A 23,120-nucleotide genomic window follows, 5' to 3' on the forward strand; every position below is an offset into this window, starting at 1 on the left:
GGCCGGGTCGTCCGCTCAGGACGTGCCTGGCCGGCCACCGGCCTCGGCGATCTGCCTGATGCGGTCGAGCGTCACGGGGATGCCCTCGTGCGCGGCGCGGGTGCGGACCTCGATCTCGTGCTCGGCCCGGTCGCCGTGCTTCTCGCGGAACATCTCGAGCCCGGCGGGCAGGAACTCCCACGACTCGGTGAGCCGGGTGCCGTCCTCGACCGGGTCGAGGGTGAAGCCCCAGCGGACGAAGGCGCCGCCGACGAGCCAGGCGAACTCGCGGCCACGGTCGGCGGCGACCACCTCGCTGCGGGTCTCCCAGGTGCGCTCGGGCGTCTCGTTGCGGCCGGTGAACCAGTCGCCGACCTCACCGGTGGCGCCCTCGTCCCACCAGCAGCCGGTGCAGATCGGGCTCCACTCGCCGGTCCGGGTGACGTCGGAGACCAGGTCGTAGAGGTCCTCCGGGGTGGCGTGGACGGTGACCGACTCCGTGTGGGTGAGTGAGCTCATACCGCGATCGTCGCAGACGTGGCCCACTCACCCCCGTGGCGCCTCACCGCGCGGGCGTCCGGTCACGCTCCTAGCGTGGAGGGATGCGAGCACTCACATGGCAAGGACTCCAGGACGTCTCCGTCCAGGAGGTCCCCGATCCCGTCCTGCAGGACCCGACCGACGCGATCGTCCGCGTCACCTCGACCGCGATCTGCGGCTCCGACCTGCACCTCTACAACGTGCTGGCGGCCTACCTGCACCCCGGTGACGTCCTCGGGCACGAGTTCATGGGCGTCGTCGAGCAGGTGGGCAGCGCCGTCGACACCCTCGAGGTCGGCGACAAGGTCATCGTGCCGTTCAACATCAGCTGCGGGAAATGCTGGATGTGCGAGCGCGGCCTCTTCGCCCAGTGCGAGACCACGCAGAACGTCGACCAGGGCAAGGGCGCGAGCCTCTTCGGCTACACCGACCTCTACGGCGCGGTGCCCGGCGGGCAGGCCGAGCTGGTGCGGGTGCCGCACGCGGACTTCGGGCCGGTGCGGGTGGACCCGGCGTTGGCCGACGAGCGCGTGCTCTACCTCACCGACATCCTCCCCACCGCGTGGCAGGGCATCGAGTATGCCGACGTGCCCGAGGGCGGCACCCTCGCCGTCATGGGTCTCGGGCCGGTCGGGCAGCTCGCCGTGCGCGCGGCCCGGCACCGTGGCCTGCGGGTCATCGGCGTCGACCTCGTCCCGGAGCGCAACGCGCTCGCGGCCCAGTGGGGCGCCGAGGTCGTGGACCTGGCGTCGACGAAGGACGTGGGCGGAGCCATCCGTGACCTGACCGACGGGCGGGGCGCCGACGGCGTCCTCGAGGCGGTCGGCATGGAGGCGCACGGCAGCCCCGTGCTGGGCGCCGCGGTGTCGGCGGCCAAGCGGCTGCCCAAGCCGCTCGCCCGGGCCGCCATCGAGACCGCGGGGGTAGACCGGCTGGCGGCGCTGCACGCCTCCATCGACGCGGTCCGCCGCGGCGGCACCGTCTCGATCAGCGGCGTCTACGGCGGCATGGCCGACCCGATGCCGATGATGGAGCTCTTCGACAAGGGCGTGCAGATGCGCATGGGGCAGTGCCACGTGCGCCGCTGGACCGACGAGCTCTACGAGCTGGTCAGCGGTGCCGAGGACGTCCTCGGGCTGGAGGACCTGGCGACCCACCGGGTGCCGCTGGAGCAGGCGCCGGAGATGTACAAGACGTTCAACGACAAGCAGGACCACTGCCTCAAGGTCGTGCTCACGCCGTAGGGGCCGAGCCCGGGCCGCGCTGGTTGAAACGCTGCGCGGCCCGGCTGCCCAGGGTGGTGAGCCTGCTCACCACGCCGGACCCCAGCTGCTGCGCCGCGGTCCGCCCGGTCACCGGGCGGGCCGCGTCGCGGTCCGCGGGGGCGCCGGGCAGCAGCCGGGACGTCAGGCCCATGACCCGGATGGTGGTGGCGGGCATGAGGCCGTGCACCCGCATGCCGATCTTGGCCAGCGGCGTGAGGACGACCATCGGGCGGCCGCCGAGCACGGCGTCGACGATGCGGCGCGCCGCCCGCTCGGCGTCCATCGAGAGCAGGGGGAGCGAGGCGGCGGGGGCGAACCAGGCATACTCCGCGGCGCGGTCGCCGGTGAACTGCGCGTTCTCGTGGGATCCGGTGCGCATGAGGCCGGGCAGGATCGTGGTGGCGGTGACCCCGGTGCCGGCGAGCTCGCTGGCCAGGCCCTGGGTGAAGCCGGCCACGCCGAACTTGGCGGTGGAGTAGGGGAGCAGGTGGGGCGGGGCGACGACGCCGCCGATGCTCGAGACCACGCCGAGCCGGCCGTGGCCGCGCTCGCGCATGCCGGGGAGCACCGACCAGAGGGTGTTGAGCGGCCCCATGAGCATGGTGCCGATCGCCTGGTCGAAGTGGTGGAAGGTCATGGTCTCGGCGGGGCCGACCTGGATGATGCCGGCCACGTGGATGCACACCTCGGCCGGCCCGAGGTCGCTCTCGACCTGCGCCACCCAGGCCTGGACGGCGTCCCGGTCGGCGACGTCGCACTCGTAGGCGACGACCCGGCCGGCGTCGTCCCCGGCGTGCTCCCGGGCGCGGGTCTCGGCGATCTCGGCGCCGCGGCGCGTCTCCTCGAGGTGGCGGGCGCAGACGGCGACGTCGTAGCCGCGCTGGGCCAGCTGCTGGGCGACGAGGAGCCCCAGACCACGGGAGCCTCCCGCGACGAGGGAGACGGGGCGGGGGGTGTGGGGGGTGCTCATGCCTCCACGCTAGGAGGCGGCGGGGTATGCCGCTTGCTGAGTCGGTAGGCTGCTCCTAGCGTGGGGGCACGAGGTCCCTGTCCGGGGACGGGGAGGGAGATCACGTGCCCATCGAGCGCGCGGACGTGGGCTGCTGGGTCGTGCGGGGCAACGCGGATGCGGGGGGCTCGACGACAGCCGCGGCGACCGCGACCGGCGGGACGACGGCCGCCGGCTCGACGCCGGCCACGACCGGGCCGGCGTCGCAGGAGTGGTGCCTGGCACGCACCTACCGGAGCCGCCTCGTCGAGCCGGGCGACCTCGTCGTGCGCTACCTCGGTGGCCAGAAGACACCCGGGATCGTCGAGCTCGGCCGGGTCACCCACCCCGTCGCCCCCGCGGCTGGTGACGACAAGCCCGTGGTGCGCTACGCCGCGGTGGCCCTGCGCGAGCCGGTCACCCGGCAGGTGCTCAAGGACGACCCGGTCCTGTCCGGGTGCGAGCTCATCCGGCTCGGCCGGGCGGCTAACCCGCTGCACCTGACGCCGGAGGAGACGCTGGCGCTGACGGCATACCTCGAGACGAAGGACCTGGAGCGAGCCGGGTGGCCGCAGCGACGCGCCGAGAACCCCTTTACACCGTCGGACCGCCAGGACTAGCGTCCCTCCCACGCATCGTCTCCCGACGGACCTGACCGCCGGGGCTGGCGCCCGGTCCGGTGGACGGGCGCACCTCTCGGTCCCTCTCCAGGTGTGGACGTATGGCCGACCTGCTCGCCCCTCGCGACCTCGCCGCTCTCACCGACCCGCGGGCCGGTGGCATCGAGTGTCGGCGGCGGTTGCTCCGGTCCAGGACCTGCGATGCCGTAGTCCTGAAGTCCCACCGTGCCGGCGGCCGTGCCCGAGCCGACCGCCGGACCGGCGTCGTAGGCACGGACGTGGGGAGAGGAGGACACCGATGTGGGACTTCACCCTGACGCCGACCCCCTTCACACCGCAGGAGGGGGACCTGCTCGCTGACGACCTCGTGCGGCAGGGGTCCGACCGGTCGCTGCTGGAGCTGCTCTCGGCGACGGTCGGGGTGAGCAGCCGGTGGACCCGGCCCAGGGTCCTGCGCGGGTTCGGCCCTGACGGCGACCTGCGCGGGGCGGCGGTCGTCTTCCTCTGCCGGGACGCCGGCCTGAGCTTCGGCATGACCGGGTTGGTCCGCTCGGGGCTCCGCCGGGGACCGTCGATCTGGTACTGGGAGCGCACGTCGCTCGGGACCGACGGCCACGCCAGCCCCGGGCTCGTGGTGGATGGGGTGGACCGGGACGAGTTCCGGGACCAGGCGCTGCGCTGGTTGCGGCGCCGCCAGCTGCTGGGCGTCGTGGTCGAGGACCGGGCCGACCGGCCGCCGCGCGCCTCGCTCAGCACCCGCGGGCTCGGGGTCAGCAGGGTGTCCGTCGAGGCGACCGGGAACGCACCGCTGCTGGAGCAGCACCGCAATCTGTCCCGCAAGACGCGCAAGTTCCGGAGCCGCGGCGGGACACTGCACCGCATCCAGGGAGCGTTGCCGGCAGACCTTCGCGAGACGCTGCTCGAGGCGTATGCCGTGCCGCGGCCCCTCAACCCTCCGTTCGTCGAGCTCTATCCTCAGATGGTCCGCGCCCACAGCGCGCTCGACTCCACGCACGCCTGGCACGTCGTCGCCGAGCTGGACGGCCGGCCCGTCGGCTACCACTCGTGGTGGCACAGCGGCCATACCCTCTCGTTGCTGTCCGGGGCGTTCGTCCGGCCCCCGGGCGGCACGGTGCATGCCTACGAGAACGTCCTGCTGGAGTCGATGGCCCTCGCCGGCGACCTCGGGTGCCGGACGGCGCAGCTCGGGCCCACGGTCAACGGCGTCAAGCGGGCTCTCTTCGGCAGCGACCCCACCGAGCTGCGCTTCGTCTCGGCCCTGCCGCCCATGCGCTGGGGCGTGGGCCTGGTCCTGCCGCACAGCTCCCTCGCGCCAGCCGCGATCGAGCGGGTCACCGGCGGATAGGCGCAGGAGCTGTGATGCACGTTTTCACGGACGAGGCAGCGTCACCGTCGCGCGTCGAAGGCCGCGCGGACCTCGCGCGGGATGCGCCCGCGGTCGGACACGGCATACCCGTGCTGTCGCGCCCACTCACGGATCTCACCGGGGCTGGCGGTGCGGGCGGAGGTGAGGGGCGAGGCCTCTACCTCGACTTGGGTCTCCTCGCCGGCGTGGGAGAGCGCGGCGGCGAGGAAGCGGTAGGTCCACTCTTGGGCGAGCGCGCGGGTCTCGCAGAAGACGATGGGCACGGTGGGGAAGCGGGCCTGGCACTCGCCGAGCGCGTCGGCCACGACCGCGGGGCGGACGTGCTCGAGCTTGAAGACGGCGGAGTAGCGGTCCTCGACGACGACGGCCGCGGTGGGCAGCGAGGAGAGGTCGGCGAGCAGGTAGCGCATCCGGCCGCTGGTCAACGTGGAGACCAGGTCGACCAGGCTCTTGCGCTCGACCGAGGCGAGGACCCGGCCGGCCACCTCGACGGCGTAGTCGCCCGCCGGCAGCCCCTCGCGGCGGGTGGTGACCTGTTGGTGGTCGAAGGACCAGGCATACCGCTCATGGCTGTCGACGACGATCTCCAGGGTAGTGATGCCCGAGCCCCGCGCCATGGGCAGGCTCACCCCCGGTCGCGCCTGCTTGGCGGTGCGCGCGGTCTGCCAGAAGACCGCCTCACGACCGCGGGCTCGGGTCAGGACGAACTGCGAGCGGTTCTCCCGGCCGCGGTCGAGCACGAGGTCGATGCTGGCGCCGCGGCGCACGCACGAGCGGGTCGGGACGCGCTCCAGGAGGTCGGGCTCGCTCGGCCAGCCGGTCGCGCGGTGGCAGTAGACCTTGCCGGTCCGCGGCCACGTCTCCTTGGCCTTGAGCACGATGCCGTCCGGCCCGAGGGGGATGCGCAGCAGGTACGGGAGTCGCGAGCCGTCCTCGGGGTTGTGGGCGATGAGGAAGTCGTCCGGCACGAGGTCAGGGTATGCCGCCGCTCAACCCATGCCGCGGACCCTGGCCGGGCTCACGTCGCGACTCGTGCCGCGGACCTTCACCAGGCACCCACCGCGGCTCGTGTCGCAGCCACATCGGGGCCGCTGTCATGGTGACGCGCAGGCCAGCGACCCGGCCCGCGCAGGGTCGGGTGTGGGGCGGGGTCATCGCAGTCTCCACCGGACACCGGTCGCGTCGACGTCGGCGGTGGTGTCGTGCTGGTGGACCCAGGTGTGGTGGCGGGGGCAGAGGAGGGCGTAGTTGCCCAGGTCTGATCGGCCACCTTGGGCCCAGTGGACGACGTGGTGGGCGTCGCACCAGGTCGCGGGCACGTGGCACCCGGGGAAGGTGCACCCGCCGTCCCGGTGGGCCAGGGCACGCCGCTGGCCCGGGGTGACGAGCCGTTTGGCGCGTCCGAGGTCCAGGATCTGCCCGGTCTCGCCGAGCACGGCGGGGATGATGTCGGCCTCGCACGCCAGCTGCCGCACCTGGTGGGCCGGGATTGCCCCGTCGTGCATCGTGTGCCCGGCACCGCCCAGGGCACCACGCAGCTCCTGCAGCCCGATGGTGACCATGACCTGCGCCTTGGGGGTCGTGGGCTGCCCCTGCGTTCCGGCCACCCCGCGCCGGAAGACGGTCATGAACGCGTCGTACCGCCGCTGCCCCGCCGTCCGCAGGTCCAGCTCCGCCACCGACAGACCACCATCGCCGATGCCGCCTGCCTGAACAGCGTCGGCCTGCCTGGCGTCGCTCCCGATGCCGCGCCCCGGGACGCCATGTCGCCCGGTGTCGCCACCCTGCGCGCCGTCCTCGCGCCGCACCGGCGCGGCCAGCGGTGACATCAGCACCGCCCGGATGGCCTCGTAGTCGGCGTCGCTTCCCACGGTGACCACGAACCGGCGCAGCGACCCGTCCGCCAACGACGACTCGTGCACGTCCCGCAGCTCGTGCCGCGCCTGCGCGCGGGCGATCTGTTCCTTCTCGGACAGGCACGTCGCGACGAGCTTGGAGGTGATCCTGGCCAGGTCCTTCTCGTCGAACTCGGCCCGGCCCGCGGCGACCGTCAGCAGCTCGGTCGCCTGCACGTACTCGGCCTCCCCCAGGGCCGGGCGGATCCTCGTCAACGCCCGCAGGACCTGCGCCGCCCGGTGCACCGACACCGCCCCGCCCTGCACGGCGTCCGCCAACGGGGCGTGCACGCGCTGCTGGGCGGCGCGGGCGACCATCGCGATCTCGACCGCGGTCCGTGACGCCAGGCCCGGGCATACGCCCCGGACCCAGTCCACGTCGGAGAACCCGGCCTCCTGGTGCAACCCGCGTGCCAGGCCCTCCCGGACCACCGCCACCAGCAACGCGTTCGTCCGCGCCGCCACCCCGTCCAGGGCGCCCAGCACCTCACCCAGCTCACGCTCCTGCAACAACGCCGGCGACACCAACGCCGTTGCGGACCGCTCGACCGCGTCAACCACCTGCGACACGGCCGCAACCGCACCACCCCCGGCGCCGCCGTCCCGGCCGCCGGTGGCCTCACTGCCCCAACTACCCCTCATAGAACAAATGTACGAGCCAGGTCTGACATACCTCACCAATGACGGACGCGGACGCACCTCGGGCCTTCGGCCACTGACGGCGCCTCAGCAAGGTCAGTCGGGCCTTGCGCCGCTGACAGGTCATGGGCGGCTCTCACCGGGAGTCGAACGCCGCGCGGAACGTGCGCGAGAGGCCCCCTACCGTCCCACGTGCCGTCGTGGACTGGTGGGCGATGAGAGCCAGCATCCGGCACGGAATGCGAGTCTGACGTAGGTCGTCCGACGTTCCGGCCGGGTCCGACGCTCAACCGCAGGTCTCAGCGGGACACGTCCCACTCCTGGGCCTGAGCGTGCCGCCTGGCCCGGTCCCGCGCCAAGGCCCCGGATGCCTGCGCGAGCAGGAGACTCTCCTCGAGCCACTCGAGTCGTTGCGCCGGCGTCGTCGCCGCGCGCGCCCGGATGGCAGGCCCCGCGTCCGAGGTGCCGCACCAGAGGTCCTCAGCCTTGGTCGTGCTCATCCCTCACCACCCTAGGTGCGCTCGTCAGCTGCGACAACGCCTCGATGTCAGCCAGGTCCTGCGCGCGCCCGGAATGGCGTTTCATGGTCACCAGGTGCTCGACCGACGCCACGCGCACGGGGACACCGTCGACGTCGACGAGGTCCGAGGATGTGCGGAGGGCGGCGAAGGGCAGGGGGATGTCCGCCAGCAGATCCACCTCGCGCAGCGCGTCGGAGGGGTCGTGCAGCGTGAAGGCCACCAGGTTGCGCTCCTCCACCCAGGCGCGTCGGGTGTCCGGGTCGGCGAACTGTTCGGGTGCGACCGGGAGCCTGGGCACGAGCCCCTGCGCCTTGAGGACGTCGAGGGCGGCGGTGAGGTTGTCGGTCGTGAGGTCGAGCGCAAGGTCCAGGTCGACCGTCATGCGAGCGTGACCGCGCAGCACGACCGCGACGCCGCCGACGACCACGTAGTCGACGCCCGCGTCGTTGAGAGCGTCCAGGAGATCCAGGATGCGGCGCACGTCAGCACCCTATCGGCGACACGTCGCGGTATGAGGTCGTCCGAGCGGTCGGCGGACGTGGGTCAGGCCGGAGGGAAGGCGGCGGCCAGTCGCTGGTGGATGGCGGTGATGCGCTCCTCGGACAACGGACCCGGCCGCGTGATGATCGTCGCCAGCTTCTTCGGCCAGGTCACCGTGACGTCGCGGATGACGAAGTCACCGCCGAAGAGAGGCCAGTCGGCCTCGACGAAGCAGAGCATGCTGCGCACCTCGACGGTGTCGTCGTCCAGTGCTCTGCGCACGAGGTCCGCCTGCTTCAGGCCGGCGTCCACGAGCCGGGTGCAGTCGCGCCGGCCGACGACCAGCTTGTCGACGCGGGGCGTGAAGAAGCCGCCCTCGACGACGTGATGCGGTCGACCCTGGTAGCGCTTCGCATCCACGACGAAGACCCCGCCGGCGCACACCACCAGGTGGTCGAGGTTGGCGCGACTCCTCGGGATGCCGCGGTCGTGCAGCACGCGCACCAGGGGACCGGCGGTGGCGTCGAGCCGTCGACCCAGCCGTTCCTCGCCCACCGCGCCGGTCGCCCACGCCTTGGTGCTCTGCGGCTCGTCAGAGAGGGCGAGCAGGAGCCCGCCCAGCCTGGGATGCCTGCTCCGGACCCGTTCCTCGCGCTGGGCGACGCGACGCTCGTGCTCTCGGCGGGCCGACGAGCCCGCAACGCCCGGCGAGGTGTCGGCTGCAACCGGCGCCTCTACTGGTGGGGGTGTCGGTGCGGGCGCCCGTGGGGGTGTCGCTGCGGGCGGCTGCCAGGTCTCCCCGTGCCCCGTGTCACCGACTATGGTCTCCTCGCCCGGTGACCCTGCGTCGTCGGTGGCCGGGACCTGGCAGGTCAGGCAGCAGACCGTCTTCGTCCCCGGGTCGTAGACCGCACGCGTCCCGCGGGGAAGCTCGGTGGCGCACCCGCGGCACCGACCGGCATACCTCAGTCGCATCTCGCGAGGGGCGACACTGGGGGAGTCTGTCGCTGTCATGGTGCTCCGCCTCTCAGAAGGCTTGCCGACGGGTGGTGGACATGGACCTGCTCGGCCGCGCCCGGCACGGGCAGGGTGTTGCACGTGTACGTGCAGGCCGGGAAAGTGCTGCGGCCCCAAAAGTGGCCGGTGCGGCCGGACCGCTGGCGGAGCACGCCGACCCGGCACCCGGGGCAGGGGGTGGCGACCGGGCGGGGGCCGACGTCCCGCACGAGCCCGTCCTGGATGAGCTCGGTCACGAAGGGGGAGGGGTTGTGCTCAGGGCTGATGAGCAGCACCCCGCGGCGTGCCCGGGTGAGCGCCACGTAGAAGAGCCGGCGCTCCTCGGCGTGCGGGTAGGTGTCGCCACCGGTCATGGCCAGCGCCAGGACCGGGTCGTCCGCGATCCGACTGGGGAAGGCGTAGGACCCTGCCGACAGGTTCGGGACGACGACGTAGTCGGCCTCAAGGCCCTTCGCGGAGTGGATGGTGCGGAACGCCAGCCGAATCTCCGACGGGGCTGCGTGCGGCATGAGGCCACGGTCCTGGTGGTAGCGCCCGAGGACGTCGACGCTCACCGAGTCCGCGACGATGGCGCCCCCGGGTATGGCGTCACGCAGCTGGGTGAGGAAGTCGCCGATCGCGCGGGGGACCTCGGCGGCGCTCGCCACCGTGCGCAGCTGCACCCCCTCGTGCGCCGCCCGGTCGATCGGCCGGTCGTGCACCGACACGACAGTCTTGCGGACCTGGGCGGGATTCTTCCGGACGAAGCTCGCCGCAGTGTCGGTGATCGACTGGTGGCACCGGAAGGTCTTGGTCAGGTGCACCGTGGGGCCGGGGCCGAACTGGTCGTGGAACCCTGTCACCACGCTCAGGTCGGCCCCGGCGAAGCGGTTGATGGACTGCCAGTCGTCCCCGACGGCCAGCAGGTGCCGGCCGGGCTGTGCGACCAGGGCTCGGGTCAGGCGGGCCCTCGCCTGGCTGGCGTCCTGCAGCTCGTCGACCATGACCAGGCGGTAGGGGCTGACGTACCTGCCGGACTCGAGGTGGTCGGCGGCCTGCACGAGCATGTCCTCGAAGTCCACGTAGCCGCCGTCGGCGAGCCGGGCCTGCCAGGCGTCGTGGATCGGCCAGTAGAGGTCCAGGAAGATGCTGGCGCGTCTCCGGTTGCGCACGAGGCCGGCGCCGAGGCGTCGTCCCACCTCCTGCCGGTCCAGCGAGTTCGCCTTGACGTGCAGCATGAAGGTGCGCACGAGGCGGAGCATGTCGGCGTCGGTGACGACCTTGACGCCTCTGACAGGTGGTCGGTCGGGGTCCCAGTCGAGGCGTATGCCGTGCCCGACCAGCTCTTTCTCCAGACGCGACAGGCCGTCGCCCTCCATGACCTCGGCCCACGTGGTCTCCACCAGGGTCGTGCCGTGCTGCCGATGCAGCTGGCGCTTCCACTCCATCCCGTCGAGGTAGTCGGTCCACCCAGAGCGGGGGTTGCCGTCGGCGTCGAGACCCCAGTGCTCGTGCCAGACGTCGATGTCGGGGTAGTAGAAGTCGGGGTGGTACTGCCGGTGCTCGGCGTCGGCGGTGTCGTGCGGGTAGGGGCGTTCGTACTCGTAGGTGACGCCGTGGAGGTAGAGGAAGTTCGCGACCCAGCGCTCTCCCTCGCTCTTGACCGTGGTGCCGTCCATGGCGCGGTACCCGGTCGCGCGTCGGGCCGGGTCCCAGGCGTCGGGAGCTGCCGGCTCGGTGAAGTTCTCGTCCGGCCGGGTGAAGAGCAGCAGCCGGAACCAGTCCCAGGCATACCTGAACCGGGGATCGCTGTCCTTCAGCTCCGCCACGATCTCCGACAGGACGCCGAGCTCGTCGCTGTTGTTGGTCAGCCACGGCGCCACCGTCGGCTTGCGACCGGTGGCCCGCCCGATGACCTTGAGCCCGAAGGCGTGGAAGGTGGTCGCCTCGACCCCCTCGGAGGGCAGGCCGGCTGCCGCGAACCGGCGTCGTATGCGCGTCTGCAGCTCGGTGGCGGCGTCCTTGTTGAAGGCGAGGAGCACGATCTCCTCGGGCCTCGCCAGGCCGCGGGAGACGGCATACGCGGCCCGGGCCACCATGACCGACGTCTTGCCGGACCCGGCTGCGGCGATGACGTTGACCCGGTTGTCGTAGGTCACGACCGCGCGCGCCTGCTCGTCGGTCAGCGGGCTGCTCTCGACCGTGTCGAAGAACTGGCGCTGCTGCTGGGCGATCGCAGTCGCGATCTCGTCGTTGACGGTCCGCAGCCAGCTGCGGGTGCCCTCCTCGGTCAGCCAGAGCGGTCCGGCTCTGCGCGTGTGGCCGGCGACGGCTGGCTCTTGGTCGGCTGTGGCGGGACGGGTGGAGAGCAGCGCTGCGACCTCCTCCTCGGTGATCCACTTGAGGTCATGCCGAGCCGTCTCGATCGTGGTCGAGAGGTTCTCCGTCCAGACCGTGAGAGAACTGGACAGTGCCTCCTGCACGGCCTGCTCGAGGCGCCGGCCCTCCTCGGCGGACAGACCGTTGAGGACACGGGCTCGCTCCGGCACCCCGGCCACGGTCAGGGTGGTCCGCCACCATCGGCGGGTCACTGAGATGCGGTCGGACCCCGAGCCAGGAATGTGCATCTCCTCGTGGCCGAGACGCAGGGCGAATCCGTCGTCACGACGGACGAGCACCCAGTCCTCGCCGTGCGGCGTGGTCCCGCGCCAGATGACGGGAACCGCCATGGTCACACCCCTTCGTCGTTCAGGGTGGGTGCCCACGGCCCCTTACCCCCTCGGACCGGGCCAACCCGCCGTTCGCGCATCCCTACGGCTCTTGCTGGCACGGCCCGGAGGGCGGGACACTAGCAGAATTCTTCGCCAGGGATTCCTGGATGTGCAGCCGCTCAAAGACAGAGTGAATGACGAGCGCAATTCTGCGCGGAGCAGCTAGTGTCAGGCGACACCGGCAGGGGAGGACAGTGGAATGCCCCACACATCAGCGCTCTTCATCGACTTCGACAACTTCTTCAGCGGGCTGCTCGCTGCAGATCCGGCCGCGGCTCTTGACGTCGTGACCAAACCGTCGATGTGGCTCAACCGCCTGACGAGGGACGACGGCGGAGAGCCCGCACGCCGCTGGCTGGTGCTGCGCTGCTACGTGAACCCAGCCGGCAGCGTCAGCCACCCGACGAAGGCCAACGAGCGGCTGTACTTCTCGACCTTCCGTCCCTATTTCACGCAGGCCGGCATCGAGATGGTGGACTGCCCGCCGCTGACCAAGAGGGCCAAGAACGGCGCTGACATCCGCATCACTGTCGATGTCATGACCGCGCTGCGCGGGGAGACTCGCTACGACGAGTTCGTGATCGCCTCGAGCGACGCGGACTTCACCCCGTTGCTTCAGGTCTTGCGCGCCCACGACCGACGGGTCACCGTCATCTCGACCGGCAACTCCACGGCCGCATACGAAGCGCTGGCCGACCACCTGCTGGACGAGCAGGACGTGATCGAGCTGACGCAGCCCGGCGGCGAGCAATTGAGTTCGGAGCGAGTGATGGAGACCGTCCCAGATCCCTCTCCCGCGGCCGGGGACGAGGTGTGGGAGGAGTCGGAGTACGAGAAGTTCGCATCGATCGTCAGGTCGCACTATGTCGAAGCGGACGCTCCGATCAACCTTGCCACGCTGTCTATGCGGCTCAGAGCAGAGCTCGGGGACGTGACGACACGCACCGGCTGGTTCGGGGCGGGGGGTTTCGGGAAGGCTCTCCGCAGCCTCGAGTTGCCAAATGTCGAGTTCTCTCAGCACGTGTTGTTTGATCCCGACCGTCATGAGGCACCACACTCGTCCACCCCGACACCAGCTGTGGCCCGCCCCGCGATGGATCTGCCGCCGGTCATCGCGAAGTTTCGCCAGATCACGAAACTGCCGGCGCTGGCGACCACCGACTGGGTGCAGGTCCATCAGAGCCTGGCAGCCTATGCCTGCCTGCACGAGTTCAACTTCACCGAGGCGACGCGGTGGGCACGGGATCACGCCGCGGAGGCTGGCCACGAGATCTCCCGGGCCGCCTTCACCTACGTCACCCGGGCGTGCAACGCCGTGGGACCACCGCTGTATGCGGACCCGCCGCCGACCGAGGACCAGATCGCCGCGGCGCTGCTGGAGAACGTGCTGAAGCTCGCCCGACAGTCGGGCGTGGACGTCACCGACGCCGATGTTCGAGCTCTGGCTGAATGGGTGGGGGCTGAACCTGGACCGGTCTCGGATCTTCAGCCCTGAAGTCAGGTGAGCGGCTCGTCCCGCTCGGGGTCGAACTCGCGAGCGCCGTCCGGCCACGGCTCGTAGAGGGCCTCGTCGTCCTCGTCGAAGTAGTAGTAGTTGGCGATACCGGAGCTGTCCAGGATCAATCCAACGGGCTGAAAGTCTGCATCGACGGCCAGGAAGATCGGGTACCCGCCGGAGGCGCTCCAGAACCATGCCGAGGCTCCAAAGCGCTCGTCCTCGACGATCGGCAGCCGGCCCGGGGCGGCACCGTGGTAGATGCGGTGCCCCTCCTCGTGAATGAGGTGGCTGGCTCCTGCGGGGCCGATGCCCACCCATCGGTTGGGGCCGCGCACCACACCCGCTTCGACCGCCCCGACGATCGTCGACGGGTCCCCCCATACGAACCGGAGAGTCAGCGCCCCGTTGCCCGGACCCTCAGAGTCAGCATTGACGACATCAATTCGGTAGTCGCCGTGCAACGTCATTCCGAGGTCGATCTCGCCGTGGCCGAGCAGGTAAATGGGGCCATCGAGGTGTAGGTGCTTGGTCACGACGTGCAGCGGCTTATTCGGCAGCCCGGCCGCGTCATGGACCAGGTCCTCCGTGAAAAGTCTCGTGACGGTGGTGTGCAGCCGGACGGACCCTGGGTCTGCAGGCGGGGTGAACTCGCCGCCGTCGACCAGCGCCTGGAACTCGCGCATTCTTCGTCGCTCACCAGCTTCAGCGTCCAGCGTCGTCAGAATGCCGGCGGGGTCGTAAACGCCGGCCGAGTCCATCTCTGACGCATCCTGCCGCGCTTGTTGGATGCCTTCTACGGCAGAGCGGGGAAAACGGGAGTCGAAATGGTCGAGGTCTGGGTAGGGAGCCGTGTTCAGGTCGCCATCCTCGGCTCCGTGACGAGCAAGGAGTCGCCATTGCTCGCTGAAACCGCTTCTGAAGGTAGACATTTGAGCTGTCCACTTCTCTTCCGGAGGGTAGGACTCGGGATCGTAGGGGTCCTGCAGCCAGTCAATTGCCATACTTGTCGTCTCTTCTCTTCTCGTGCTGGCGCTGGGGATACATGTCCTTGAGGAGCGGCGCGCGCCTAGTACCGTGGCCGATCGTTGAGACCGGTTGTCCTCATCCTCGACGCTTCCCGCCCTTCCACCTCGACCCTTGGTGGAGCCTCCGAGACTTCTAGTAACCGCTGCACCTGTGTCAGCAGCGCCCGGACCTCGCTCGCGTTGGGTGCCAGCTCGAAAGCGTGCTGGTGGCAGGCTCCGGACAGCCGGTTCCAGGCAAACTCTGCGTCGGCGGCGCATTCGTCACCCAGGACGGACAGACATGTCAGACGGCTGCGCATGGACGCCCGCCGGGTGTCGTGTCCGAGCCGCTCGAGGCGCAGGACGACCCCGTCCTCGAGCGCCGATCGCGCCAACCACGCCGCCATCCGGCTCGAGCCCGTGAGCCCGCTTGCCAGCATTCGTTGGGCTCGCTCCAGGTCGGGGTGTGGATGGCTCATGACCGGTTCCCCTGCTCGACGTCGCTGACGAACCTCTTCGCGTCGTACACAGCATCCTCAAGGTTTGCTCGTGCTCCCAGACCGTCGTGCATTCCCGACGTGGAGATCCCCATGGTCTTCTTCCGGTAGGGCGCGCTGAGCCAGGACCCCAGATCGGTGCGGACCTCGTCGAAGACGGCGAGCGAGACCCTCTCGCGGGTGAGGCGGTGGGCTGTCCAGAGCGCCTCGACGTCGTGCAGCGCCCCGCCCTCGCTCAGGCGGGAGGCGAAGAATCGGTCCCGTGCCGCCGCCTCGACGGCGAACCTGAGCACACCAGGAAGCACCTTGCGCAGGGTGTCATCCGGGAGCTCTTTGTCCCGCACGAGCGCTTCTGCGTCCCGGAGGTAGCGGCGGGCCGGGGCCTCGGACTCACGGACGCTGACCTGCGAGCGCTCACCGCGCGTGACCTCGAGGATCCGCACCGGCACCTGTGCACGGCGGGCGGCAGCGGGCAGGCGGTCGTCGTGCGAGAGCACGATGACCTGGCGCGTCTCGGCCAGCTCTGACAGCAGCTTCACCAGACCGTCGACCTTGGCCGGGTCCATCGCCTGCACCGGGTCGTCGAGCACGATGAAACGAAATGGCGACTCGGGCAGCGCCGCACGGGGGAGGAAGAGGGCAAGCGCGAGCGCGTGCAGCTCGCCCTGGCTCATGACGGTCAGCGCCCCCGCCTCCTCTCCGTCGACGCTCGCCTCGATGCTCACCCGTCGTCGGGTGGCGGTTCCCTCGAGGGTGACGCTGCCGAGGTCGACGTTGCTCTCCTGCCGCAGCATGGCCCAGGCGTGGCGGGCGTGATGGGCGATGGGGGCGATCCGCTCGTTCTTGAGCGCCACGTCGTTCGTCTTCAGCCACTTAAGGGCAACTCCGACCTCGTCGACGAGTGGCTTCTGGGTCAGCCACTGGTCGCAGTCGTCGGCAAAGGTGGCGAGCCGTGTCGCCAGTGGTGTCCAAAGGTCCTGTCGGGCCTTGAGCTCCGCGGCAGCTGCGGTATGCAGCGCGACCAGGGCCTCCTCGAGCTCACCTCGACGCTCGCGCAGGTGGGTGACCAGTTCCGCATCGCCTGATGGGGAGGCAGACCAGGCGTCCCAGGCGTCGCGGGCGCGTCGGGTCAGGTCCGCCAGTCCATCAAGAGGAGAGCCGTTCAGAGCGACCGGGCGGGGTGTGACCAGGCTGTGCGCGGATCGGCGCGCGAGGTCCAGGTCCTGCCCCGCTCGGTCTAGCTCAGCGAACTTGATGCGCTCGTGGGCTATGTGCTGCCGGCTGCTCTCCGCCCAGCGATCGTCGAGCTCACCTGCATTGCACACGGGACATGTCATGTCTCCGAGCTGCGCGTGCAGGTGGAGCGCCTGCTCCCGCAGCTCGACTCTCCGACGCTCGCGCTCAAGCCTGTCGACGCCGGCGTCCACCATGCCCTGGATCGCTGCGGCGAGCTTGGTCGCTGCGGTGTCGACCTCCTCCCCCCGCGGACCTGTCAGATCAATGACCGAGCGCAGCCAGGCCAGCGGACCGGAGTCCTGCGGTTGCGAACCGGTAGCGAGGGTGCGCAGGGCGGCGGGGTCTGGAGCCGACGCACGGAGGAGGGAGCCTGCCCTTCTGGCCCTCTCGTCGTCCATCTCCTTGAACTCGGCCTGCAGCGACTTGCGCTTATTCGTGAGCTCCTTCTCCGGTGCCTTGAGCGCCTTGGCCCGGGTGTCGAGCAGCTTGATGGCGGCCGCCAGCTCCTCGACCCCGAGTGCTGCGGACAACGCGTCGTACAGTCCGCTCGGTCCGCCCTCGAGCAGCCCGCCGAGCTCGTCGTAGGACATCATCGGACGGTAGGTCTGCAACGCCTTATCCCATCCGAGCGGCGTGAGGCCGGGCTGACGCTTCTCGGCCGGGCGCTGCACCCAGGTGGCGAAGGAGCTGGCCTCTGTCGCGGTGTCCTCCCACGACAGCCCGATCGTCGTCTGCCCCCGCCCCTCCTCGACGACGCGGACCTCAACGCTGGCGGGGGCAGGCTCGTGCAGGTTGCGCCACTGCTCCTTCCACTGCACCGATCCCTTGCGACCCCACCGGTATGTCGATCCGGTCAGGGCTACCTCGAGCGCCTCAGCGAGGCTGGACTTTCCTGAGCCGTTGCGGCCCGCGACGATCGTCAGGCCTGGCTGCGGCTGCAGGTCGACCTCGACCTTCGGGCCGATCCCACGGAATCCCTGCACGCCCAGGCCGGACAGGAAGGCGCCCGCAGGCTCCTCTTCCTGTGCGCCAGCAGGGTCGCCTGCCTGCTTCGCGGCCTTCGCGGGCTCATTTCCACCCGCAAGGTACTCGTCCAGCGACTCGTGGCCCTCAAGTGCCGCCAGCACCAGCAGCCCGGCCTCGTCTGTGATCAACACATCGGCATCGAGGCGCTCCTCGACCCAGCGCGACAGCTCACTCCCCATGCCCATTCGCTCCTTTGCGACGACGATGGGAATACTCTGCACCAGAGCACCGACATTGCTTGGAACCGGGTATGTGGAGCCCACGCGTCATCTTGCGAGGACCAAGCATTGACATTGCAAAGACTCCACGCATCTGCGCAACGAAGAGATGGACGGGCGCCTCCCAACGAAGCAGCATGGGTGGTAGCGCTGCCGGATGCCACCACTACCACTCGTTGGGACTTCGTCAGGGGTGCCGCCTATGCTCACCGCATTGTCCCAACGTCCTAGGAATCTCCGTTGTCCCACGCTGTTGTCCTGACAGACAAAGCCGTCCGTCTCTTCACGTTCCTGGCCAAGGCGCAGCAGCTGCGACAACGACCCGTGCGGGACGTCGATCAGTACACCCGTGACGGTGTCGTCCGGTGGTTCGCCGACCTTCCTAAGCACGACGCGGTGCGGTGGGGCGCAGACGGCGACTGGGACGAGCACCCCTTCCTGAGCGTGGATCGGCTGGTCGCTCCCGAGACCCCCGAGGTCCCCGACGAGCTCCGCTTCTGGCTGCGTGGCGACGCCGCGGGGCCCGACGGTGACCCGCAGCTGCGGGATGAGCTGGCCTCACCCGATGCCCCCGCGGAGAAGCTCGAGGAGCGCCCCGACGTCCAGGCGGCCTACGACCGTTGGCGTCCACGGTGGGACGCCTGGGCGCACGAGATGCTCCGTGACGAACCGGTGCGCAGTGCCTACGCAGACCTGTTCAAGGTGTACGTGCAGGCGACGCAGAAGACGGAGGAGCTTGAGCTCCTCCTCGGCGTCGGACTGCTCTCCTGGGCCCCCGATGGGCAGGACCGTGTGCGGCGACACCTCTTCACGGTCGCCGTCACACCCCGCCTCGACGACAGCACGGGCCGCCTCGACTTCCACCTCGACGAGGCGGCAACCGGCTTGCACGCGGAGTTCGACATGCTCGACCCGCAGGTCATCCCCGACCAGTCCCTCGTGCACACCGTCGAGCAGCAGGCGCAGGGCTTCGACGGCGACCCGCTCGATCCCGAGGCTCTCGCCACCCTGGCCCGGTCCGTCGCCGTGCGGCTGCACGCCCAGGGGAGATGGGACGACGCGGCTCGTATGCCGCACCCGACGGACCATCCCGTGGTCGCCTGGGCTCCCGCCATCGTGCTCCGGCCACGCAACCGCACCGGTCTCGTGCAGGCATTCCAGGACATCGCTGCCCAGATCGAGGAGCGCGGAGAGGTTCCTGACGGTCTGCTCCCGCTGCTCGACCCGGACCGGCTGCCGCCCGTCACCGACAATGCGGCCCCAGGGGCCCTCCTCACCGTGGACGACGACGTCGTCGCACCGCTGCCTCTTAACGACGTGCAGCGCAACATCCTCGAGCGTGTCGACACCCATGCCCAAACCCTCGTGCAGGGTCCGCCGGGGACAGGCAAGACGCACACGGCTGCTGCCTTGCTGTCACACCTGCTTGCCCAGGGGCAGCGCGTGCTAGTCACCGCACACACCGACCGGGCGCTCCACGAGGTCCGCACCAAGCTGCCCGACCAGATCCGCCCCCTGGCTGTGTCGGTCATCGGCGCCAGTCGCGACGACCTGGCCGACCTGCGCACCGCGGTCGACACCATCGCCCGCCGCTCCACCGAGCACGACCCGCAGCAGGCGGAGCGGAAGGTGCACCAGGAACTGGCTGAGGTCGACCGGCTCAAGCAGGAGCGGCAGCTGCTCAACCGCCAGCTCGTCGACGCCCGCCAGGCGGATGTCTCCACGCACAGTGTGCACGGCTACGAGGGGACTCTCGCCTCGATCGCCAGGCAGTACCAGGACGACGCTCAGGCGCGGGCCTGGGTCGCCGGACTGGTCACCTTCCGCCCGGACTCCCGCGCACCTCTCACCGACGAGGAGGCCCTCGAGTGGCTCAGCCTGCTGCGTGACGGCTCCCTCGAGGAGGACGCAGAGGACAGCCACCGCCCCCGGGTGGCGGTCGCCGACCTCTCGGCACCAGAGCAGTTCGCTGCCCTTGTCGTCGATGAGACGACGGCACGCACCGGCACCGAGGGGTACCACGACCTGGCTGAGGGTGCGCTAGCAGTCGCCCTGCGGGCGCTCACCTCGTCAGCCCGGCGGGAGCTGCAGGAGCGCTGCGGGCGCATCATCGCGGGCTTCCGTGACGCCGAGCGACTTGCGGCCTCGTGGGTCCCTCAGGCACTGGCCGACGTGGCGGCCGGGGAGACTGCCCCGTGGCGCGGCAGGGCCGCTGACCTGCGTCAAGGGGTCGAGCAGGTCGACCAGATCCTGGCGCGAATGCCGATCAACACCCGCGTCGACCTTGACGGGGACCCTGACCACTTGCGTCGGCTCGCGATCTCCCTGCGCGAGCACCTGGGGCCCGACGGCTCGCTCAAGACGGACCCCGGTGGCCAGGTCAAGATTGGCTTCTTCGCCCCGCCAATCGTCAAGCAGTGCCGACCCCTCCTGGAGCAGGCGCGCGTCGACGGGCTACCACCAGCGACGGCTGCCGCGCTGGACACGATCGTCGGCCACCGCGACGCGTGGACGGCGCTGGACCAGATGGACCGGCTCTGGCCCGCTTCGGTCACGATCCCCGAGGAGGACACACCGCGCGAGAGGTTGGAGTGGCACCGCAGCCAGCTCGCCCTTCTCGACCGGGTCCTTGCGCTGGGTGACCTCATCACAGCTGAGGAGCAGGCCCTCCGCCAGGCCCGCGTGCCGGCGCCCGACTGGCGGGAGCTCTCGGACGTCGAGCGGGTGGCCAGGACCGTCGACGCCGTCGAGGCCGAGGTCGGCCTGGCCACCGCCCGCGAACCGCTGAGTGATCTGCACGCCCATGTGGAGCCCACGTCTCGGTGGCAGAGCGCCGCGCCGGCGGTCCGCAGCCTGCGGACCGCGATCGAGCAGCGCGACCACGAGGCCTACGCCACGGCATACGCGCGCCTGCAGCGGCTCGAGCAGGTGACCGCCCACATCCAGCGACGAGACGACCTGACCGCGAGGGTGCGACGGGACGCGCCCGCGCTCGCCGAGTCGGTGGGGGCATCGGCCGACGAGCCTGAGTGGGACAAGCGCCTGGCCGGGTTCGAGGCCGCATACCGGTGGGGCACGGTCGGGGCCTGGGTGCTGGCGCAGGAGCAGGTCGACGTCAACGCGCTGCAGGCCAAGATCACCGTCATCGACCAGCAGCTGCGCGACAGTGCGGAGCGGATCGCCGCCCAGCGGGCCTGGAGCCATGCGGTCGGACCGGACAGGCTCACCCCCGGCCGGCGCGCGGACCTGCGCAACTACTCCCAGCAGGTCACCCGGCTGGGCAAGGGGACCGGCAAGTATGCCGCTCAGCAGCGGCTCGCGATCCGGCGCGCCATGGACCGCTGTCGCCCCGCCGTGCCGGTGTGGATCATGCCGATCTACCGCGTGGCCGAACAGCTGGACATCGAGGAGAATATGTTCGACGTCGTCGTCGTGGACGAGGCGTCTCAGGCGGGTCTGGAGGCCACCTTCCTGCAGTACCTGGCTCCCAAGATCGTCGTCATCGGGGACGACAAGCAGGTCTCCCCGGCCGCCGTCGGTGTCGACCAGCAGCAGCTGCGAGACCTGGCGAACCAGTACCTCTACGACGACCGCTACAAGGACACCTGGCAGGACCCGCAGCGCTCCCTCTTTGATGAGGCCCAGATGCGGTATGGCGGTCAGCTCACCTTGGTCGAGCACCGTAGGTGCGTGCCGGAGATCATCGGCTTCTCCAATCGGATCGCATACGAGCCCAACGGCATCCGGCTGGTGCCGGTGCGGCAGTTCGGCGCCCAGCGGCTCGAGCCCTTCGTCGTTCGGCACGTACCCGAAGGTTTCGAGGAGGGCACCGGCGGCAAGATCAACCGTGCTGAGGCGCGAGCCCTCGTCGACGACCTGAAGCGGTGTCTCGACGACCCGGCCTTCGACGGTCGCTCGATGGCGGTGATCTCATTGGTGGGGGATCGGCAGGCCAAGCACATCGAAGGCGTGCTTCTGGCCGAGGTGCCGGCCGAGGAGTGGGCTCGCAGGGATCTGCGCGTGGGCACCCCACCGGACTTCCAGGGGTCGGAGCGCGACGTCGTCTTCCTCTCGATGGTGTCCGCGCCCGATCCCGGGAGGCGTCTGGGAGCGCTGACGCGGGAGATGTACGTCCAGCGGTTCAACGTCGCGGTCAGCCGCGCCAAGGACCAGGTGCGGCTCTTCCACAGCGTGAGCCTGGCCGAGCTGACCAACACTCAGGACCTGCGCCACCAGCTGCTCGACTACGCCTACGGAGTGGTGAGGCGTTGTCGCGAGTTGGAGCCGGGAGAGTCGCCGGTGGTGCCGGAGGACCAGCGGGTCGCCGGCTTCGACTCACTGTTCGAGCAGCGGGTGCACAACCGGATCGTCGACCGCGGCTTCACGGTGCTCAACCAGGTCGAGTCCCAGGGCTATCTGATCGACCTCGTCGTGGTCGGGGCTCGGGGTCGGCTGGCGGTGGAGTGCGACGGCGACGAGTGGCACGGGCGGGACGCCTACGAGCGCGACCTTGCACGGCAGCGAGAGCTCGAGCGCTGCGGCTGGACCTTCTTCCGGGTGCGTGAGTCGGCGTTCTACGTCGACCAGGCAGCCGCGCTGGCGCCGTTGTGGGACATGCTCGAGGAGATGGACATCCGCCCCTCCGACTGGATCGACGAGGACGAGGAGGAGGACCTCCTGCCCGAACCGCACGCGGAGCCCGAGCCCGAGCAGGGCGCCGACCTCCCGCAGCATGGACATGCCGGTACACCGCTGGATGAGACTCTAGAGAGCGGTGTGCACACCGGGGAACGCCCTGTCGAAGAGGCCCAGCCCGCCCCCGTCGAAGACGACGTCCACGAGGAGGAGGGGGAGCCGGAGGGGCATGACGACCCGCTCTCTCCACTCTGGCGCCACTCCTCGGCCCACGTGTCCTTCGAGCGGCGGTCGGTCGGCCAGCTGCTCCACCAGGAGCAGAGTGACGCGGATCTGGACCTCACGGTCGAGGACCCCCGCGACGCGGGCGACGTGGGGGAGCTGCCTCCTTACCCGGAGTACGACGGCAGCACGGTGCCCGTGCACGAGGCTACCGACGCGCAGATCATTGACGGCCTGGTCGAGATCGTCGCCGTCGAGGGACCGGTCCGCGGCAACCGGCTGAGGACCGCCTACGTGCATGCATCAGGCGGCCGTCGGGTGGGAAAGGCCATCGGACAGCGGTTGAACGCGCTCATCTCCCGCGCACAGCGATCGGGCACGTTGATCGGCGACGACCCGCTGGGCCAAGGCGGGGTAAAGCTGCGCACATACCGGCTGTCTGACCAGGCTGAGACGACGCTGCGCGCGCTCGGACCGCGCACTCTGGACGAGATGCCGCCTACGGAGCTGAGCGCGGCAATGACCCGCGTGTTGGAGGAGCAGCCCGATGCCGGGCACGAGCAGCTGATGCGGCAGACGCTGCGGCTGCTCGGACGCACGTCCTTGACCCAGACTGCCCGCGAGGCGCTGGAGCCGACGCACGAGCTGTTGCTGACTCAGCAGGATCGTCAGCGGTGGGACCGCGAAGGTGAGGACCGTTGAG

15 protein-coding genes are annotated in these 23,120 nt (G+C 70.4%); 5 read left to right on the top strand and 10 right to left on the bottom strand.

All coding sequences use genetic code 11. From position 1 onward, the window contains the following. Positions 1–15 precede the first annotated feature (15 nt). Positions 16–498: an SRPBCC family protein gene (locus FHD63_RS05650; protein ID WP_139720840.1), complete on the bottom strand. Its 483-nt coding sequence runs from the start codon at positions 496–498 to the stop codon at positions 16–18. Between the two features lie 83 nt (positions 499–581). Between FHD63_RS05650 and FHD63_RS05655 the strand changes: the two genes are divergently transcribed. Continuing rightward, on the top strand, positions 582–1,763 hold the full coding sequence (locus tag FHD63_RS05655; protein WP_139720842.1) for a zinc-dependent alcohol dehydrogenase: 1,182 nt from the start codon (positions 582–584) through the stop codon (positions 1,761–1,763). On the opposite strand, the gene FHD63_RS05660 is transcribed toward FHD63_RS05655, so the two are convergent. Beyond that, positions 1,753–2,754 (bottom strand): SDR family NAD(P)-dependent oxidoreductase, encoded by a 1,002-nt coding sequence (locus FHD63_RS05660; RefSeq protein ID WP_139720844.1) that lies wholly within the window; start codon positions 2,752–2,754, stop codon positions 1,753–1,755. The two genes, FHD63_RS05655 and FHD63_RS05660, sit on opposite strands and share 11 nt — an antisense overlap. Before the next feature lie 104 nt (positions 2,755–2,858). Here FHD63_RS05660 and FHD63_RS05665 point away from each other — a divergent pair, with 104 nt between their 5' ends. Both FHD63_RS05665 and FHD63_RS05670 read left to right on the top strand, forming a co-directional pair. Beyond that, positions 2,859–3,392, top strand: a complete 534-nt coding sequence (locus tag FHD63_RS05665) for an EVE domain-containing protein (RefSeq protein WP_139720846.1) — start codon at positions 2,859–2,861, stop codon at positions 3,390–3,392. 298 nt (positions 3,393–3,690) lie between these two features. Further along, positions 3,691–4,758 (top strand): GNAT family N-acetyltransferase, encoded by a 1,068-nt coding sequence (locus FHD63_RS05670; protein WP_139720848.1) that lies wholly within the window; start codon positions 3,691–3,693, stop codon positions 4,756–4,758. A gap of 41 nt (positions 4,759–4,799) precedes the next feature. Here FHD63_RS05670 and FHD63_RS05675 read toward each other — a convergent pair whose 3' ends face one another. From FHD63_RS05675 to FHD63_RS05700, 6 genes are all read right to left on the bottom strand, one after another. Next, complete coding sequence (locus FHD63_RS05675; RefSeq protein ID WP_139720850.1) at positions 4,800–5,747, bottom strand: Lsr2 family DNA-binding protein; 948 nt, start codon at positions 5,745–5,747, stop codon at positions 4,800–4,802. A 183-nt stretch (positions 5,748–5,930) separates the two neighbouring features. Further along, positions 5,931–7,244 (bottom strand): HNH endonuclease signature motif containing protein, encoded by a 1,314-nt coding sequence (locus FHD63_RS05680; RefSeq protein WP_275100636.1) that lies wholly within the window; start codon positions 7,242–7,244, stop codon positions 5,931–5,933. 368 nt (positions 7,245–7,612) lie between these two features. Then, entirely contained in the window at positions 7,613–7,813 is a 201-nt protein-coding gene (locus tag FHD63_RS05685) for a hypothetical protein (protein ID WP_139720854.1), read from the bottom strand. Continuing rightward, positions 7,794–8,315: a hypothetical protein gene (locus tag FHD63_RS05690; protein WP_058891421.1), complete on the bottom strand. Its 522-nt coding sequence runs from the start codon at positions 8,313–8,315 to the stop codon at positions 7,794–7,796. Before FHD63_RS05690 ends, FHD63_RS05685 begins: the two co-directional genes overlap by 20 nt. 62 nt (positions 8,316–8,377) lie before the next feature. Beyond that, positions 8,378–8,869: a nuclease-related domain-containing protein gene (locus FHD63_RS16520; RefSeq protein WP_235585645.1), complete on the bottom strand. Its 492-nt coding sequence runs from the start codon at positions 8,867–8,869 to the stop codon at positions 8,378–8,380. Positions 8,870–9,324: 455 nt separating this feature from the next. After that, complete coding sequence (locus tag FHD63_RS05700; protein WP_139720856.1) at positions 9,325–12,039, bottom strand: UvrD-helicase domain-containing protein; 2,715 nt, start codon at positions 12,037–12,039, stop codon at positions 9,325–9,327. A gap of 241 nt (positions 12,040–12,280) precedes the next feature. Here FHD63_RS05700 and FHD63_RS05705 point away from each other — a divergent pair, with 241 nt between their 5' ends. Next, complete coding sequence (locus FHD63_RS05705; RefSeq protein ID WP_139720858.1) at positions 12,281–13,576, top strand: NYN domain-containing protein; 1,296 nt, start codon at positions 12,281–12,283, stop codon at positions 13,574–13,576. A gap of 2 nt (positions 13,577–13,578) precedes the next feature. Here the strand turns inward: FHD63_RS05705 and FHD63_RS05710 are convergent, their stop codons facing one another. Together FHD63_RS05710 and FHD63_RS05720 are read right to left on the bottom strand one after the other, a co-directional pair. Continuing rightward, entirely contained in the window at positions 13,579–14,580 is a 1,002-nt protein-coding gene (locus FHD63_RS05710) for a hypothetical protein (protein ID WP_139720860.1), read from the bottom strand. Positions 14,581–15,058: 478 nt separating this feature from the next. Continuing rightward, the gene (locus FHD63_RS05720) at positions 15,059–17,605 is read right to left on the bottom strand and encodes an ATP-binding protein (protein ID WP_139720862.1); all 2,547 of its coding nucleotides are present in this window, start codon (positions 17,603–17,605) and stop codon (positions 15,059–15,061) included. Positions 17,606–17,884: 279 nt separating this feature from the next. Between FHD63_RS05720 and FHD63_RS05725 the strand changes: the two genes are divergently transcribed. After that, positions 17,885–23,119, top strand: coding sequence for an AAA domain-containing protein (locus FHD63_RS05725; protein ID WP_139720864.1), 5,235 nt, complete (start codon positions 17,885–17,887; stop codon positions 23,117–23,119). Position 23,120 lies beyond the last annotated feature (1 nt).

The sequence above is a fragment of the Serinicoccus chungangensis genome (assembly GCF_006337125.1).
GTDB classification, from domain to species: Bacteria; Actinomycetota; Actinomycetes; order Actinomycetales; family Dermatophilaceae; genus Ornithinicoccus; species Ornithinicoccus chungangensis.

Bases quoted from the DNA above. Each gene is read 5' to 3' on its own strand.
- FHD63_RS05650 (WP_139720840.1), bottom strand. From the start codon at position 498: ATGAGCTCACTCACCCACACGGAGTCGGTCACCGTCCACGCCACCCCG.
- FHD63_RS05655 (WP_139720842.1), top strand. From the start codon at position 582: ATGCGAGCACTCACATGGCAAGGACTCCAGGACGTCTCCGTCCAGGAG.
- FHD63_RS05660 (WP_139720844.1), bottom strand. From the start codon at position 2,754: ATGAGCACCCCCCACACCCCCCGCCCCGTCTCCCTCGTCGCGGGAGGC.
- FHD63_RS05670 (WP_139720848.1), top strand. From the start codon at position 3,691: ATGTGGGACTTCACCCTGACGCCGACCCCCTTCACACCGCAGGAGGGG.
- FHD63_RS05685 (WP_139720854.1), bottom strand. From the start codon at position 7,813: ATGAGCACGACCAAGGCTGAGGACCTCTGGTGCGGCACCTCGGACGCG.
- FHD63_RS05700 (WP_139720856.1), bottom strand. From the start codon at position 12,039: ATGGCGGTTCCCGTCATCTGGCGCGGGACCACGCCGCACGGCGAGGAC.
- FHD63_RS05705 (WP_139720858.1), top strand. From the start codon at position 12,281: ATGCCCCACACATCAGCGCTCTTCATCGACTTCGACAACTTCTTCAGC.
- FHD63_RS05710 (WP_139720860.1), bottom strand. From the start codon at position 14,580: ATGGCAATTGACTGGCTGCAGGACCCCTACGATCCCGAGTCCTACCCT.